We start from the raw sequence: 14,862 nt of genomic DNA on the forward strand, positions 1-14,862 counted from the left end.
AGACTTTGGTCGTTAAAATTTAATCAATTTATTGCTTTGTTTCTGCTTGCGGTATGATAGGCGCAAGGTTTTAATCATGTAGGTCATATGAACAGCTGGCTGATTATTGGGGTACTCACTCTTTATATAGCACTCTTATTCGTTTGTGCTTTTTTTGGCGAAAAGCATGCCAGCCGTCTGAGTACACGTGGCCGCATGTTCTTGTTTAGTTTGACCTTAGGTGTTTACTGTTCATCTTGGACTTTTTATGGTGCAACCGGAGCGGCGGTCCGAGAAGGCGTTATTTTCTTACCTATTTATTTAGGTCCACTGTTATTTGTCTGGTTCGGTTATGACATCTGGCGACGTTTAGGCCGAGTACGTCAGCACCACGCGATTTCATCAATTGCCGACTTTGTTGCTGCACGTTATGGAAAAAGTGGCGTATTAGCTTCGCTGGTTACAATCTTGGCAGTGATTGCGATTATTCCCTATCTCGCCTTACAGTTACGTGCAATTGCCTTAAGTACATCAGTCATCTTAGAGCAGAATGCTCATATTCATACGACCACCAACAGCGTTTTGCTTTTAACCAGTGTCCTTGCGATCTTGGCCATGATTTTTGGTACCAGACAAATTGCAAACACCGAGCAACATGGCGGCCTCATGTTAGCTGTGGCATTTGAATCTTTTGTGAAATTATTCGCGCTGATCTGTGTCGCTTTATTTTTTATTTTTGAAGCACCCGCGAACTTAGTACAAGTCTCAGCCGACGTAAACCAAACCTTTCAGGAAGTCCAATTGTTTGGGGTACCTGAAACTTTCTGGATTCAGACACTATTGGCAGGTCTAGCAATTATATGTTTACCCCGTCAATTTCATGTGGCTGTTGTTGAATTACGTGATGAAAAGCATATCCGCGGTGCACGTAAATGGTTTGCGGCTTATCTTATTTTAACGATTCTAGCGATTATCCCGATTGCAAGCTGGGCCTTGCATGCAGCTCCGAAGTTCCTCACTGTGCCCGATGTTGCAGTACTCTCATTACCACTGAGTTATAACCAAGAGTGGTTAGCCCTACTGGCCTTTTTAGGCGGGTTCTCTGCATCAACAGGCATGTTACTGGTGTCATCTGTTGCCTTGTCTATCATGCTCAGTAATGACTTGATTATGCCCGCACTTTGGCGTTTTAAGTTGCTTTCACGCCATGATAAACATCTACCAAAAGTTCTTAAATTTAGTCGACGTATTAGTATTGTCGCGGTAATGCTACTTGGCTTTTTATTCTTCCATTTCTTTAATGATATTAACCAACTTTCAGTATTTGGTTTATTAGCATTTAGTGCTGTTGCCCAGTTCGCACCTGCATTGATTGGGGGATTGTATTGGCGAGGCGGAAGTCGCCAAGGTGTCTACGCTGGTCTCATCGTTGGATTTTTAATGTGGAGTTATACATTACTATTTCCAACCATCTTACGTAGTTTGCCGGAAGCCTATCAAGAAACAGCCCAAAGTATTTTGCTTTTTGGTCCTTTTGGAATAAATGCCTTACGTCCAGAGTCACTTTTTGGTTTTGAGTCATTTGCACCTTTAACGCACGGCGTCATTTGGTCACTCGGTTTAAATATTCTTTTATATATCTGGATTTCTAAACTTTACCGCCCAAGTGTGGCTGAACAAATACAGGCAGAAAGCTTTTTTTATTATGAAACTAAGCCTTTGCCATCACCCCATACTTCTACCGATTTGACCTATTTACCACACGATGCCGCGCGCTTAAAAGTAGGTGATCTGTTCGCACTTGCTAAAAGAATTACGGGTGAGCAACCCACAACTCAAGCATTCGAGAACTTTTGCGAGCAAAATCATCTCACGCTCAACCCGAATAGTATCGCCAACGGCATGTGGTGGCGATTCACTGAGCAATATCTTGCAGGTATTATCGGGGCCGCTTCTGCACGTACGTTGCTCACTACAGCAATGATTAACAATGGTTTGGCATTAGGACAAGTCGCTAATATTTTAGACCAAGCCTCACAATGGCAACGTTTTAATCAAAACTTGCTGATGACCATGATTGACCACATGACTCAAGGGGTAAGTGTGGTTGATAAAAATATGTGTTTGGTCGCGTGGAACAACCAATATTTAAAATTATTTGGCTACCCAAAAGATTTAGTCTATGTAGGTTGTCCAATTGCCGACTTGATTCGTTATAACGCTGAACGCGGCGAATGCGGACCCGGTTCAGTCGAAGAACATGTTCGTAAACGCTTACACTGGATGAAAGTCGGAAGTGCGCATGAGTTTGAACGAATCCGTAAAGACGGACGCGTTATTCAAATGCGTGGTAATCCTATTTCAGGGGGAGGCTTTGTGACTACGTTCGCTGACATTACTGCTTTCCGTGCGAATGAGGCAATACTCGAAGCCCGCGTAAAAGACAGAACCCAACAACTTGCAGATGCCTTAAGCGAGCAACAGCTTGCACGCGAACAAGCTGATATGGCCAATATGTCAAAAAGCCGATTTATTGCAGCCGCCAGTCATGACTTATTACAACCTATGCATGCCGCCCGTTTGTTTAGTACGGTTCTTGAACAAAGCATCGCAACTGAAGAAGATCGTCAAACTTTGCAGCAACTTGACCGTGCTCTGTATGGCGCAGAAAGTATGCTCTCTGCCCTACTCGATATTGCACGTTTAGAAGGCGGCACCATACAACCAAAAAGACAGCCTTATCCTTTACATGATTTATTAAGCGATCTTGAACTCCAGTTCAAATCAATTGCTGCACAGCGAAACATTTCCCTGAAAGTTCACGATGTATCGTTCTGGATCGATACAGATCCACAGTGGATTCGACGCATTATTCAAAACTTTGTAAGTAATGCTTTGCGCTATACAGCCAAAGGCCGAGTAATTGTTGGCGTATTACGTTCTGCTCAAAAATCTGGTCATATTCGAATTGGTGTTTGGGATACAGGCCCTGGAATTGCTGAAGAGCAACGTATTAAACTATTTCAAGAATTCGAACGTTGTGGACATTTATCCCCTTGGGGTGAGCAAGGTTTAGGTTTGGGCCTTGCTATTGTGCAGCGTATGACGGGCTTGCTGAATTATCCAGTCCATGTCTACTCACAACTCAATAAAGGCTCTTGCTTTATGATTGAGGTTCCTATCGTAGAAGCTCCAAAAGTGATAACCCCAACCGTACAGGCAGTACCTTTAAAAACCAAAGCCTACCGAATTTTATGTCTAGACAATGATGAAACTATTCTTGAGGGCATGAGTAGCTTATTAGGTCGATGGGGTTATGAAGTTTTTAAAGCCACTGAACCAGAACAAGCACTTGAGATTATTCAAAAAGAGAATATTCAGGTCTGGCTTATCGATCAGCATTTAAACAACAACCAACTCGGTGTCGATTTTATTTTGCAAAATCGTCAGGATGACGTTCCAGTGGCTTTAATTACCGCAGATTCTCATCCTGAGCTACCTCAACAATTGAAAGAACTGAATATTGTTTTACTCAAAAAACCGCTTAAGCCAGCTTCTCTAAGAGCATGGTTATCGGGACTTAAAATCGCCAGTGAGGTAGATTAAATATTTTCTCTCCCAAACCTTTTAATAAGTTTGGGAGAGATGGTTGGCAAAAATTATGGGTTTAATTTAAGCCAATAGGCAAAACTGCTCAAAAAGTCTACTTTTGTTTATTAAATAATTGGCCAAACTTTCCATTAGCTCTTTTTCTATGGCAAAGCTCACCTTTTTTGTAAGTGAACACTTGTATACTTAGTTACAATTTCATAAGCCACTGTTTTTTAAAATTATAATTAGTCAAAAACAACTATATACGACTTTAGTCGTATTCTACTTGCATTCTTCATGACACATAAATATTCAAAACTTATTTTTTAAATGTACAGCTATTTTTATATAAAACCTATTTCTATATTAAGCACCCCTGCTCACGAATTAATGCAAAGGACAATTGCTATGAATATTTCTGATAACAGCCCACAAGGCCAACTTTCGTCTCAACAGTTTTATCGTCAATATAGTGCCAATGCTTTACTTCCTGAACTAGATTGGCAAAGTATTTTCCCCCATAGCAAACTCAACGAAGCAAATATCAAAGCGTTAAATACAATTTATCAATGTGCAGTCCCACTGGCACTTAATGTATTTCATGATCTAAATTTTGATGTATTTGCACCTGCGGCTTATCATCCGCAAGGTTTAGGCTTATTTGATAAATTGGCTCAACAAGAAGAAAACTTTTTAAAAGTTCTTAGCGCTGAAAGTGAAAATCTTGACCACGACACACGTCATCAAATCTGGAGCATGCTACTCCGTGGCGGTGCTGTACTCGTTTTCAAAGCTTGGCTTGGTCATGTCAAACTCGGCGAAAATCAGTTAGATATGACTCAGTTTGATGAACTCTCTGACTTACTGTTTATTAAAACGCATCCAGATCAACTTGCTGAACGACTCCATGTTGATGAAAAAGCAAAACTCGACCATATCTTCTTGATGTATGGCAATGATATCTTCCTTGATCGCTTCAACAGCCTAGAAACAGCTGCACTTTTTGTAGATTTAGGCGTTTATGATGCAGCCTTCTTAAGCTTACGTGACGACCGCGTGGCTGAATATTTAAAAATGAAAGGTTATGTGACTCAAGATCAAATTGATGATTTGCAATGTGCGCTTAACCCATTGTACTGCGACAGCCTAACGCCAAAGCAAGACTGCCTTGCTTAAGTGGCACCCATAAAAAAGACCTCAATTGAGGTCTTTTTTCTTTTTTAGATTTTCTTATCTTCAATATTAAGTGCACTAATCGCTAATACGGCTTGTGTACGGTTTTGCACACCTAATTTTCTAAAAATAGCGGTCACATGCGCTTTAATTGTTGCTTCTGAAACATCGAGCTCGTATGCGATCTGCTTATTTAACAAACCTTCGGCAACCATCATCAAAACACGGAATTGCTGAGGTGTTAACGATTGAATACGTTCAGCTAAAGCAGTTTCATCTGCTGCTCTTGGGTCAAGGTTAAGATTAGATGGCAAGTTAGGTGGTAACCAGATATCACCTTCTAAGACTTGACGAATCGCTTCGCCAATATGACTTGGATGAGCCGACTTAGGAATATAACCCATCGCACCATGTGCAATTGCACGCTGAATGATTGAAGTTTCTTCATGTGCAGAAACCACAATAATCGGAATAGATGGATACTGTGCTCTTACATAAACCAGAGCCGAAAAGCCTGAAGCACCCGGTAAATTTAAATCGAGTAATACTAGATCAGGTTCTGCCCCATTTTCCAAACGCTCATAAAACTCATCAACCGAAGCTGTTTCATGAATTTGTGCCTGTGGCAGGCTATAACGTACTGCTTGAATTAAAGCATGACGAAACAAAGGATGATCATCAACGATTAAAATATTCATAAGCGATTAAAGTAATCTTGAGCATAAGTATGGCCTATTGTAACCCTACTATTTAGATGAAAGATACGTTCATCTTATCCATTTTTATGCAAAATGTTGATAAATGCAGAACTTAGCCAAGATTTTCAGATGTTTTTTAACTTTTAATCAAAATTAATCTGTTTTTTATATAAGCTTCTTTTTTATTATAAAAAATATATCACCAATAATTATATAAAATAAAAACAGCAACTTAACAGAAAGCCAAAGTATAAAAATCCACTATTTATCTTTTATATTTAAAACTGATAAGGTTGACCAATTTCGTTATTTTACAGTTTACCGTCATTGTTGATTAATAAGTCTAATCTCTTGTTTTAGGCTTAGGAACCAAATTATGACTGGTATCACATCACCAAAACCTTTAAATATTGTTGCTGTTTCTGGTGGCTTAAATACCCCATCTAAAACGGAAAGTCTGGTTCAAGCCATTCTTGATGAATTATCAGAAGCAATCGACATTAAAGTTCATTTTATTAAATTAAGCGAAATTGGACCTCTATTAGGCGGTGCATTTTATCGCAATCAACTTCCACAGCGCGTACAAGATGATCTTGCAGCGGTTGAAGCAGCAGATGCTTTAATTGTAGGCACACCTGTTTATCGTGCCTCTTTTACAGGTCTTTTCAAACATTTCTTCGATTTTGTTGAACAAACTGCTTTAGTCGATGTGCCTGTACTTTTAGCAGCATCAGGCGGTAGTGATCGTCATGCACTCGTGCTAGAACATCAACTTCGTCCGTTGTTTAGTTTCTTCCAAGCACAAACTTTACCAATTGGCGTATATGCGACAGATCGTGACTTTACCCCAGAATATACGGTGAAAAGCGAGCAATTATCCGATCGTATTACGTTAGCGGTAGCACGTGCATTGCCTATTTTAGAATGGGCACCGGCAAAAGGTAAACGTGCTGAGGTGGTTAAACCTAAATCACAGCAGGCAAATCAAGAACTTGGTATTAACAAGCAAATTGAGCAAGAAGAAGTATTACCTTCAGCAGCTGTACCAGATCTTGATGCGGCAGAGTCCCGTTTACATCACAAGTCTGGCAAATCATTAACGCATGTTGCCTAAATGCAACATAGCTAAATAAAAATAACGAATGGGGAGAGCGAACCATGACGCAATTACAACAACCAATTAAATTTGCTTATTGGGTACCAAATGTAAGCGGTGGCCTTGTAGTAAGTAACATCGAACAGCGTACAGACTGGAGTTATGACTACAATGTTCGACTTGCACAGGCTGCCGAAAAAAATGGTTTTGAATATGCGCTCACCCAAATTCGTTTTACGGCGGGGTACGGGGCAGAAAACCAACATGAATCTGTAAGTTTCAGTCATGCATTACTGGCAAAAACTGAAAAACTTAAAGTCATTGCGGCGATTCTGCCCGGCCCCTGGAAACCAGCACTGGCAGCCAAACAACTTGCAACGATTGATTATCTAACCGAAGGCCGTATTGCCATTAATGTGGTGAGTGGTTGGTTTAGAGGAGAGTTTGATGCGATTGGAGAAGAGTGGCCTGAGCATGACGAACGCTACGTTCGCTCTGAAGAATTTATTCGTACGCTAAAAGGAATTTGGACCACAGATAACTACAGTTTTGATGGTAAATACTATCAGTTCCAAAACTACACACTTAAACCAAAACCTCTGCAAAAGCCTTATATCGAAGTTTTTCAAGGCGGTAGCTCACGTGCTGCACGCGACATGGCATCTCGTGTATCTGATTGGTATTTTACTAATGGTAATACGGTCGAAGAAATTCAAAAACAAGTTGAAGACATTCGCACCAAAGCAAAAGCAAATAATCATCATGTCAAAATTGGGGTAAACGCTTTCATTATTGCCAGAGATACCGAAGAAGAAGCAAAAGCAGTACTTCACGAAATTATTGATAAAGCCAACACTGAAGCGGTCAATGCATTCGGCGATGCAACTCGCGAAGCGGGTGCGGCTTCCCCAGAGCAACAAGGCAACTGGGCAAAATCAAGTTTTGAAGATTTAGTGCAATATAACGATGGGTTTAAAACCAATTTAATTGGTACACCACAGCAAATTGCAGAGCGTATTGTGGCGCTTAAAAATGTAGGCGTTGATTTGATTCTTTCAGGATTCTTACATTTTATTGAAGAGGTGGAATATTTTGGAGAAAAGGTTCTACCACTCGTTCGCCAGTTAGAGCTTCAACAGGAAAAGGAGGTAGAAATTCAAGCTAAATCAGCCTAAAAACCCCAGTTAAAACAGCGCAAGATAATAAAAACAATAAATTAAAAATAAAGAATTTATTGGCTCCAAGACTCGGCTTGGAGCCTTTATTGTTTAAGATTTCTCAACTTCTCGAATCACAGTTTCAACTGAGTAACGGCACCATTTTGAAAGTTTCTCTATAAACTCATTTAATGCTGGGTGTTCAAAATGGCTTACGATCATATAGCAAGCATTGCCCATGACTTTAAAACATTCATCGATTTGTTCATATTGCTTGACCAAATTTTCAATTTCTTCAAATGCGCGTTGTTCATTTAAATGCAAATGAATAAATTGTTTATGTGAATACTGCACGGTAATCGTGTAATTTTTAATGACCCCAGCATCCATCAACTGAGAAATTCGAGCACCCACCGCCTGTCCTGTCCGGTGCACGCGCTGCCCAATTTCTTTATTGGTTAGTCGGGAATCTTGTTTAAGCAATGCAATAATTTTTAGATCGATCGGGTCTAATTCAATATTCATTTTTCATGGCGAAAGAAAACGGGCGGTAATGCTTTCATCTGACTATAGCCGATTTTTCAAGCAGAGAATAATCTTGTTTTATCTCATATCAACAAGAGTAATCTCATGAAACAAGCATTATTAGTTATCGATGTCCAAAATGATTATTTTAAAAATGGCAAAATGGAATTGGTTGGGCCAGATCAAGCGTTAGAAAAAATAAAACAACTCGAACAATATTTTAACGAGAAAAACTTGCCCATCATTTATGTACAGCATATTAATCCACCACAAGCGAGTTTCTTCCAAGAAAATACAGATGGAGTTTTACTTCATCCCGAACTCAGTGCGGGCAGTGATTCTTTAATAGTGACAAAGCATTATCCAAACAGTTTTTTAGAAACCAATTTAGATGAACTTTTAAAAGCACATCAAATTGAGCAGCTCGTGATTACAGGCATGATGACGCATATGTGTATTGATTCAGGTACACGTGCAGCCAAAGAACTTGGCTATCAACCCATCTTAATTGCAGATGCAACTGCCACTCGTGATTTAAGCCATGACGGAAAAACTGTAAAAGCTGAAGACGTACAAACTGCTTTTTTAACTGCGCTGAGTACGTTTGCAAATGTACAAAATACTGCTGACTTTTTAGCAAGCTCTTAATAGAACTCAATAAAAAAGCCCCAGATGGGGCTTTTTTAGAATTAATTTTGCTTATCAGGATAAACCGTTGCAATCAACTGCTCTACCACTGCTGGTTCAGCCAAGGTCGAAGTGTCACCTAAGCTATCTAATTCATTCGCTGCAATTTTTCTTAAAATACGGCGCATGATTTTACCCGAACGAGTTTTAGGTAATGCTGGTGCCCAGTGTAATGCATCAGGTGAAGCCACAGGTCCAAGCACTTTACGTACCCAGTTAATTAACTCTTTACGCAGCTCTTCCGACTCTGGAACACCTGCCTGTAAAGTCACGAAAGTACAAATACCTTGCCCTTTAATATCATGAGGCATGCCCACCACTGCTGCTTCTGCAACAGATTCATGCGAAACCAAAGCACTTTCAATTTCAGCAGTGCCCAGACGATGACCTGAAACGTTTAAGACATCGTCAACACGACCTGTGATCCAGTAATAGCCATCTTCATCACGGCGAGCACCATCCCCCGTAAAATAAGTATTTTTAAAGGTCGAAAAATACGCCTCAATAAAGCGGTCTGGGTCACCCCAAATGGTACGCATCTGGCCCGGCCATGAATCTTTAATCACAAGGTTACCTTCAACCGCACCTTCTAGTTCATTGCCTTCACCATCTACAATGGCAGGTTGGATGCCAAACAACGGACGTGTTGCCGAACCTGGTTTTAAAGCTGTTGCACCTGGCAAAGGAGCAATCAAAATACCGCCTGTTTCGGTTTGCCACCATGTATCAACAATCGGGCAGCGACCTTCACCGACTACATTGTAGTACCAGTTCCAAGCCTCAGGGTTAATAGGTTCACCGACCGAACCGAGTAAACGCAAGCTGCTACGGTTACTTTCGCGTACAAACGAATCACCTTCTCGCATCATGGCGCGAATCGCAGTTGGCGCTGTATACAAAATAGAAACTTTATGCTTATCGACCACATGACCAAGACGTGCCCATGTTGGATATTGAGGCACACCCTCAAACATTAGGGTCGTGGTGCCATTTGCTAGCGGTCCATAAATTAAATAACTATGCCCTGTAATCCAACCGATATCGGCTGTACACCAGTAAACATCATCTTGTTTTAAATCAAATACCTCTTTAAAGGTACTGGTTACATAAACTAAGTAACCACCCGTAGTATGTAAGACGCCTTTCGGTTTACCTGTTGAGCCCGAGGTATAAAGAATAAATAAAGGGTCTTCTGCCTTCATCGGCTCTGGAGGACAGTTTGCATCCACTTCCATAATAACAAGGTGATACCACAAATCACGGCCCGGCTTCATTTCAATCGGGTTCGCATTGCGGTAAACCACAATCACGTTTTCAACACACTCAGTACCCGGCAATGCTAAAGCCAAATCAACATTTTCTTTGAGCGGTAAGAGTTTACCGGCACGTAGACTTGAGTCTGCGGTAATCACCAGTTTAGCTTGGCTGTCTTCAATACGACTTGCCAAAGAATCTGGCGAGAACCCACCAAATACCACGCAGTGAACTGCACCAATACGAGCACAGGCTAACATCGCAATTGCAGCCTCAGTCACCATCGGCATATACAGCACAACACGGTCGCCTTTACCAATGCCATATTTCTTTAAAACGTTAGCAAAACGGCAGACTTCGTCATGTAATTCTTTATAAGAGACAATTTTATGACGGGAAGGATGGTCACCTTCCCAAATGATGGCAGGTTTATGTGGATGTTCTTTAAGATGTCTGTCTAGGCAGTTTGCTGACACGTTCAGCTCGCCATCAGCAAACCATTCAATTTTGAAATTGTCTTTGTCAAAACTGGTATTTTTAACTTGGGTAAATGGTTTTATCCAATCGACAATTTTAGCTTGCTCTGCCCAGAATTCATCTGGGTTCTCGATAGAGTGTTGATAACGTTTAAAGTAGTCTGCTTCAACAGTACGAGCAGTTTTTTTAAATTCCTCTGGTACTGGATAGATCTCATTCATACGCAACTTCCTTGATCTTGTGCATCCCATCTCGAGACTGTGGCTATTATTTTACTGGATCTTATTTGCATGCCTTTGCAGTATGATGACTCTTTCAAAGTCTAGACAATGCGACTTTGGTCATATATTAAACACTTACTCAAGCATACGAAATTATGAACATTTTTATAAAATTAAGTTGATTTAAAACATTTGTCTATAGCTTTTACTTTTATAATTTTTTCAAGATTTGATGGTTTTGATCATCAACAAAGATTATTTTGTCTCTCATATGCAACTCAGGAATAAAATAATATGTTTGCCCAAACTAGCTCTTCACGCCCACCACAGCTCCCTTTAAAAGATAGTCCGTTTTCAATTCATGGGCGCTTTAATCGCATGAGCTATTTAGGTGGTTATGGACTGATTTATTTAATCACTCTCGTGGGCTATTTCATTTTGGCCTCATTTCTTGGAAGTTTTCAGCTTTCAAGCAATCTATTTAATTTTGAGTTTTATAGCTCTCTTTCTGGTCTTAGTGCCTTGATCGTCTGGGCTTTTTGGATATTTCTGATTTACTTAAATATTGTTCTCGTTGTTCGACGTTTGCATGATTTAAATAAAAGTGGCTGGATGGGATTGCTGTTATTTATTCCAGTTGTTCAGTTCTTTTTTATGATTTATTTACTGCTTGCCTCAGGTACAGCAGGTCCCAACGAATATGGCCCAGCTCGACCATCAACCTTTATAGAAAAACTCATGGCTTGGTTTATTTTATTCGTCATTTTAATTAGCCTTATTTCTACCGCAGGCTTTTTTTACTACTTCTCTGGTACCGATACTATAGAAACTCCGTCACAAATCTTACAAAAAGGAACTGAATACTTTTAATTAAAAAACACTTTATTATTTAGATGAACTCATTATAGTAGGCGCACATTTTATCTCCTACTATCATGAAAGCCGATCATCGCTTTCATCATTTTTTTTAAATAGAGACTTGTCGTGGCTGATGAACAAAAATCCTTAACGGATGTTGCAAAAAATACAGGTGAACTTTTGCAAGAAGCAGGTACTAAAACCACTCAAACTGTTTTAGCTCATACTGAAAAGTATCATGATGCCTATACCACCATTGATAAAATCGTGGATAGTTTCTGGGAACGTGTGCCTTATATTTGTATTGCGATTATCGTTTTCATTATTTTTTGGCTACTCACCAAATTATTTAAGCTTTTTGTTCGTAAAACTTTAGAAAACCGTTCTTACACGCGCCAAAACCTAGTTTTGGTATTAAACCGTGTAGGAAGCACGACAATTTTATTTTTTGGTTTCTTAATTGCACTCGTCATCATGATCCCAGGTTTTACCCCAGGACAACTCATGAGTGCGTTAGGGATTGGTTCGGTTGCAATTGGTTTCGCATTTAAAGATATTTTTCAAAACCTGCTCTCAGGTATTTTGATTTTATTAAGTGAACCATTCCGTATTGGCGATTCGATCGTGGTGAATTCACTTGAAGGAACTGTTGAAGATATTCAAATTCGTGCAACATTCTTACGTTCGCCAGATGGCCGTCGTATCGTTATTCCAAATGCAACTGTTTATACGAGTGCCTTAACTGTAAATACGGCTTATCAACAACGACGCTGTGAGTTTGTAGTTGGAATTGGGTATGACGACGATGAACAAAAAGCTAAACAGATTATTTTAGATATTCTTAATAATGATCGAAATGTACTTAGTCAGCCAGCTTTCTCGGTTAACGTTACAGCTTTAGCAGATTTCTCGGTTAACCTGACTGTACGTTGGTGGGTTGATACCACTGAAACAGATATGTCGTCATCTATCAGTACAATTCAAGCTCAAGTAAAACAAGCTTTCAATGACAACGGTATTAATATTCCATACCCAATTCAGGAATTAAAAATGGCTGCAAACCAGCCACCATTAAACCCTGAAGCATCAACTAAAGAGACGACCTAAAATATAAGAAATAGACGTTTCAGTTCTTAAAATACGGTTGCCTAAGCTCACAGCTTGGCAGCCGTTTTTTGTGAGCAAATCAACTTCATAGGGAATAAACCCACCTTCGGGTCCAACGACTACACTGCACGCATGCGGAATATTAACTGGCATGCTCTGCTCGGCATACGGATGAGCCACATAAGCGGGGCTTTCCTTTGAAATTAAGCTTGGCAAAACATCTTCAACAAAAGGTTTAAAGCGTTTGTATATTTGAATTTCAGGAACAATCGTATCGCCTGCTTGCTCAAGCCCTAAAGTCACATAGTTATCAAGTTGTTGCAAAAATGGAGTTTGCCAATAGCTTTTATCTACACGATAACTATGAATCAAACTAATTCTTTCAACCCCCAAAGTCACACTGTCCATAATTAAACGGCGTAAAACTTTGGGCCTTGGTAAAGCTACAATTAAATGTACTGGAAGTTTTGCAGGTACAACTTCTTCACTAATAGGTCTGATACAAACTTCTTGCTCGTTAATCGAAATAATTTCAGTGGTATAACGTGCACCATTACGAACACCAACTTTTAGATTTTGGCCAACCGTAATATCAAGATGTTCACGTAAATGCTGTAGTTGGCGCTTTGAACGGATTGACCATAACTCTGACTGAACATCTTCAGGTTCTAGCAAAACGATATTCATGATTTTTCGGCCAAATACCGATTAATTACACCAATATGTTTCTGTAATGAACCTTGGTTACGCTGCAAGACTTTATGCGCCTGCTCAACCACTTGTTGAGTCTGATCAGGTTCAGCTAAACATGCCATCCAGATTGCTACGACTTGCTCAGCATCTTGGGCAATGAGCACCCCATTTTCATCAATGAATTCATCAACAATAGTTTGGAAATTAAAGTAACGAGGCCCAATTACGGTCGGCACATTTAAGACCATAGGTTCTAAAATATTATGCCCACCGCCTGGTTCATTAAGTGATCCACCCACGAAACACACCTGACTTAAGGCGTACCATAACCAAAGTTCACCCATGCTATCCGCCAGATAAACCTGTGTACTGGCATGAATACTATGATTCATACTTCTACGATGAGTGACTAGACCTAAGTTTTGGGAAATTTCAAATACTTCATCGAAACGTTCAGGATGTCGAGGTACGACAATACAAACTAAATCAGGTTCTGACTTTAGATAAGGTGCAAGCGCTTCTAAAATTTGTTGTTCTTCGGGTGCATGTGTACTGGCAATTGTCAGGACTTTACGCTGTCCCAAATACCATTGTTGTTGTAATTGCTCAGCCTGATTTATAAAAGTCTGAGGTGCATGAATATCAAATTTAATATTTCCAACCACCTGACTTTTTTGTTGATCCAAACCCAATTCTACATAACGTTGGCGAGTCGCAACGTCTTGTGCCAATACCCAGTCAATTTGTTTCAGCATTCCTGCCGTTAGACCTGAAACGCGGCTATAACCTTTAGCTGATTTTTCTGATAATCGCGCATTTAATAACAAACAAGGAACCTGTTGTAGTTTGGCTTGATCAATTAAATTTGGCCAAAGCTCAGTTTCAACCAATGCTAAAAGTTTTGGCTGATACAACTCAAAAAATTGTTTTAAAAGATGCTTTTGATCAACAGGCAAATAAACTGCTTGAAATAAATCTAAATAAGGTGCTTTTAAAAATAATGATTTGGCACGTGCCTGCCCTGTTTTCGTTGTGTTGGTCACTAATACAGGTTGACCGAGTTTAAGATAATGCTCGATTAAAGGCTGCGCAGCATTGGTTTCTCCAACCGAAACAGCATGGAACCAAATTGCTTTGACATTTTTCGGAGATTCAAACGGCCCAAATCTTTCCAGACATTCCTGATTATATAATTCCTGGCTTTCTGCACGTTTTTTTATCCGCCAGTGGTAAAAAGGTTTTAATAAATGGAGTGCGGTGTTGTACCAAAAAGGGGTCGCCAAGCGGTTTGCCTCAAATCATCAAAGTTTAAAACTGGGGAAAATATAACATAGATAGAAAAAATG

At 39.9% G+C, this 14,862-nt stretch carries 12 protein-coding genes; 7 read left to right on the forward strand and 5 right to left on the reverse strand.

The window, feature by feature from the left end:
* The first annotated feature begins 87 nt into the window (after nucleotides 1–87).
* Together AWW73_RS17410 and AWW73_RS17415 are read left to right on the forward strand one after the other, a co-directional pair.
* The gene (locus tag AWW73_RS17410) at nucleotides 88–3,585 is read left to right on the forward strand and encodes a hybrid sensor histidine kinase/response regulator (RefSeq protein ID WP_061874403.1); all 3,498 of its coding nucleotides are present in this window, start codon (nucleotides 88–90) and stop codon (nucleotides 3,583–3,585) included.
* A gap of 393 nt (nucleotides 3,586–3,978) precedes the next feature.
* On the forward strand, nucleotides 3,979–4,746 hold the full coding sequence (locus AWW73_RS17415) for a hypothetical protein (RefSeq protein WP_017387555.1): 768 nt from the start codon (nucleotides 3,979–3,981) through the stop codon (nucleotides 4,744–4,746).
* Between the two features lie 44 nt (nucleotides 4,747–4,790).
* Here the strand turns inward: AWW73_RS17415 and AWW73_RS17420 are convergent, their stop codons facing one another.
* Nucleotides 4,791–5,441, reverse strand: a complete 651-nt coding sequence (locus AWW73_RS17420; RefSeq protein WP_002122041.1) for a response regulator — start codon at nucleotides 5,439–5,441, stop codon at nucleotides 4,791–4,793.
* Between the two features lie 376 nt (nucleotides 5,442–5,817).
* Here AWW73_RS17420 and msuE point away from each other — a divergent pair, with 376 nt between their 5' ends.
* Together msuE and sfnG are read left to right on the forward strand one after the other, a co-directional pair.
* Complete coding sequence (msuE, locus tag AWW73_RS17425; protein WP_016142782.1) at nucleotides 5,818–6,555, forward strand: FMN reductase; 738 nt, start codon at nucleotides 5,818–5,820, stop codon at nucleotides 6,553–6,555.
* Between the two features lie 44 nt (nucleotides 6,556–6,599).
* Entirely contained in the window at nucleotides 6,600–7,712 is a 1,113-nt protein-coding gene (gene sfnG / locus AWW73_RS17430) for a dimethylsulfone monooxygenase SfnG (RefSeq protein ID WP_062850280.1), read from the forward strand.
* Nucleotides 7,713–7,805: 93 nt separating this feature from the next.
* Here the strand turns inward: sfnG and AWW73_RS17435 are convergent, their stop codons facing one another.
* Complete coding sequence (locus AWW73_RS17435) at nucleotides 7,806–8,219, reverse strand: Lrp/AsnC family transcriptional regulator (protein WP_062850281.1); 414 nt, start codon at nucleotides 8,217–8,219, stop codon at nucleotides 7,806–7,808.
* A 105-nt stretch (nucleotides 8,220–8,324) separates the two neighbouring features.
* On the opposite strand from AWW73_RS17435, the gene AWW73_RS17440 reads away from it, so the two are divergent.
* The gene (locus tag AWW73_RS17440; protein ID WP_061874404.1) at nucleotides 8,325–8,867 is read left to right on the forward strand and encodes a cysteine hydrolase family protein; all 543 of its coding nucleotides are present in this window, start codon (nucleotides 8,325–8,327) and stop codon (nucleotides 8,865–8,867) included.
* Between the two features lie 41 nt (nucleotides 8,868–8,908).
* Here AWW73_RS17440 and acs read toward each other — a convergent pair whose 3' ends face one another.
* A complete protein-coding gene (gene acs, locus AWW73_RS17445) occupies nucleotides 8,909–10,858 on the reverse strand; it encodes an acetate--CoA ligase (protein ID WP_031949600.1) in 1,950 nt (649 codons plus the stop codon).
* 294 nt (nucleotides 10,859–11,152) lie between these two features.
* Here acs and AWW73_RS17450 point away from each other — a divergent pair, with 294 nt between their 5' ends.
* Nucleotides 11,153–11,728 (forward strand): DUF805 domain-containing protein, encoded by a 576-nt coding sequence (locus AWW73_RS17450; RefSeq protein ID WP_016143765.1) that lies wholly within the window; start codon nucleotides 11,153–11,155, stop codon nucleotides 11,726–11,728.
* Nucleotides 11,729–11,842: 114 nt separating this feature from the next.
* The gene (locus AWW73_RS17455) at nucleotides 11,843–12,823 is read left to right on the forward strand and encodes a mechanosensitive ion channel family protein (protein ID WP_016143766.1); all 981 of its coding nucleotides are present in this window, start codon (nucleotides 11,843–11,845) and stop codon (nucleotides 12,821–12,823) included.
* Here the strand turns inward: AWW73_RS17455 and AWW73_RS17460 are convergent.
* Nucleotides 12,803–13,510 carry a 16S rRNA (uracil(1498)-N(3))-methyltransferase gene (locus tag AWW73_RS17460; RefSeq protein ID WP_062850282.1) on the reverse strand — a complete coding sequence of 236 codons (708 nt, stop codon included), beginning with the start codon at nucleotides 13,508–13,510 and terminating at the stop codon, nucleotides 12,803–12,805. The genes AWW73_RS17455 and AWW73_RS17460 overlap by 21 nt on opposite strands.
* Nucleotides 13,507–14,799, reverse strand: coding sequence for a 3-deoxy-D-manno-octulosonic acid transferase (locus AWW73_RS17465; protein ID WP_062850283.1), 1,293 nt, complete (start codon nucleotides 14,797–14,799; stop codon nucleotides 13,507–13,509). The genes AWW73_RS17460 and AWW73_RS17465 overlap by 4 nt, the downstream gene beginning before the upstream one ends.
* Nucleotides 14,800–14,862: the final 63 nt, after the last annotated feature.

This window comes from Acinetobacter lactucae (assembly GCF_001605885.1).
Lineage (GTDB): Bacteria > Pseudomonadota > Gammaproteobacteria > Pseudomonadales > Moraxellaceae > Acinetobacter > Acinetobacter lactucae.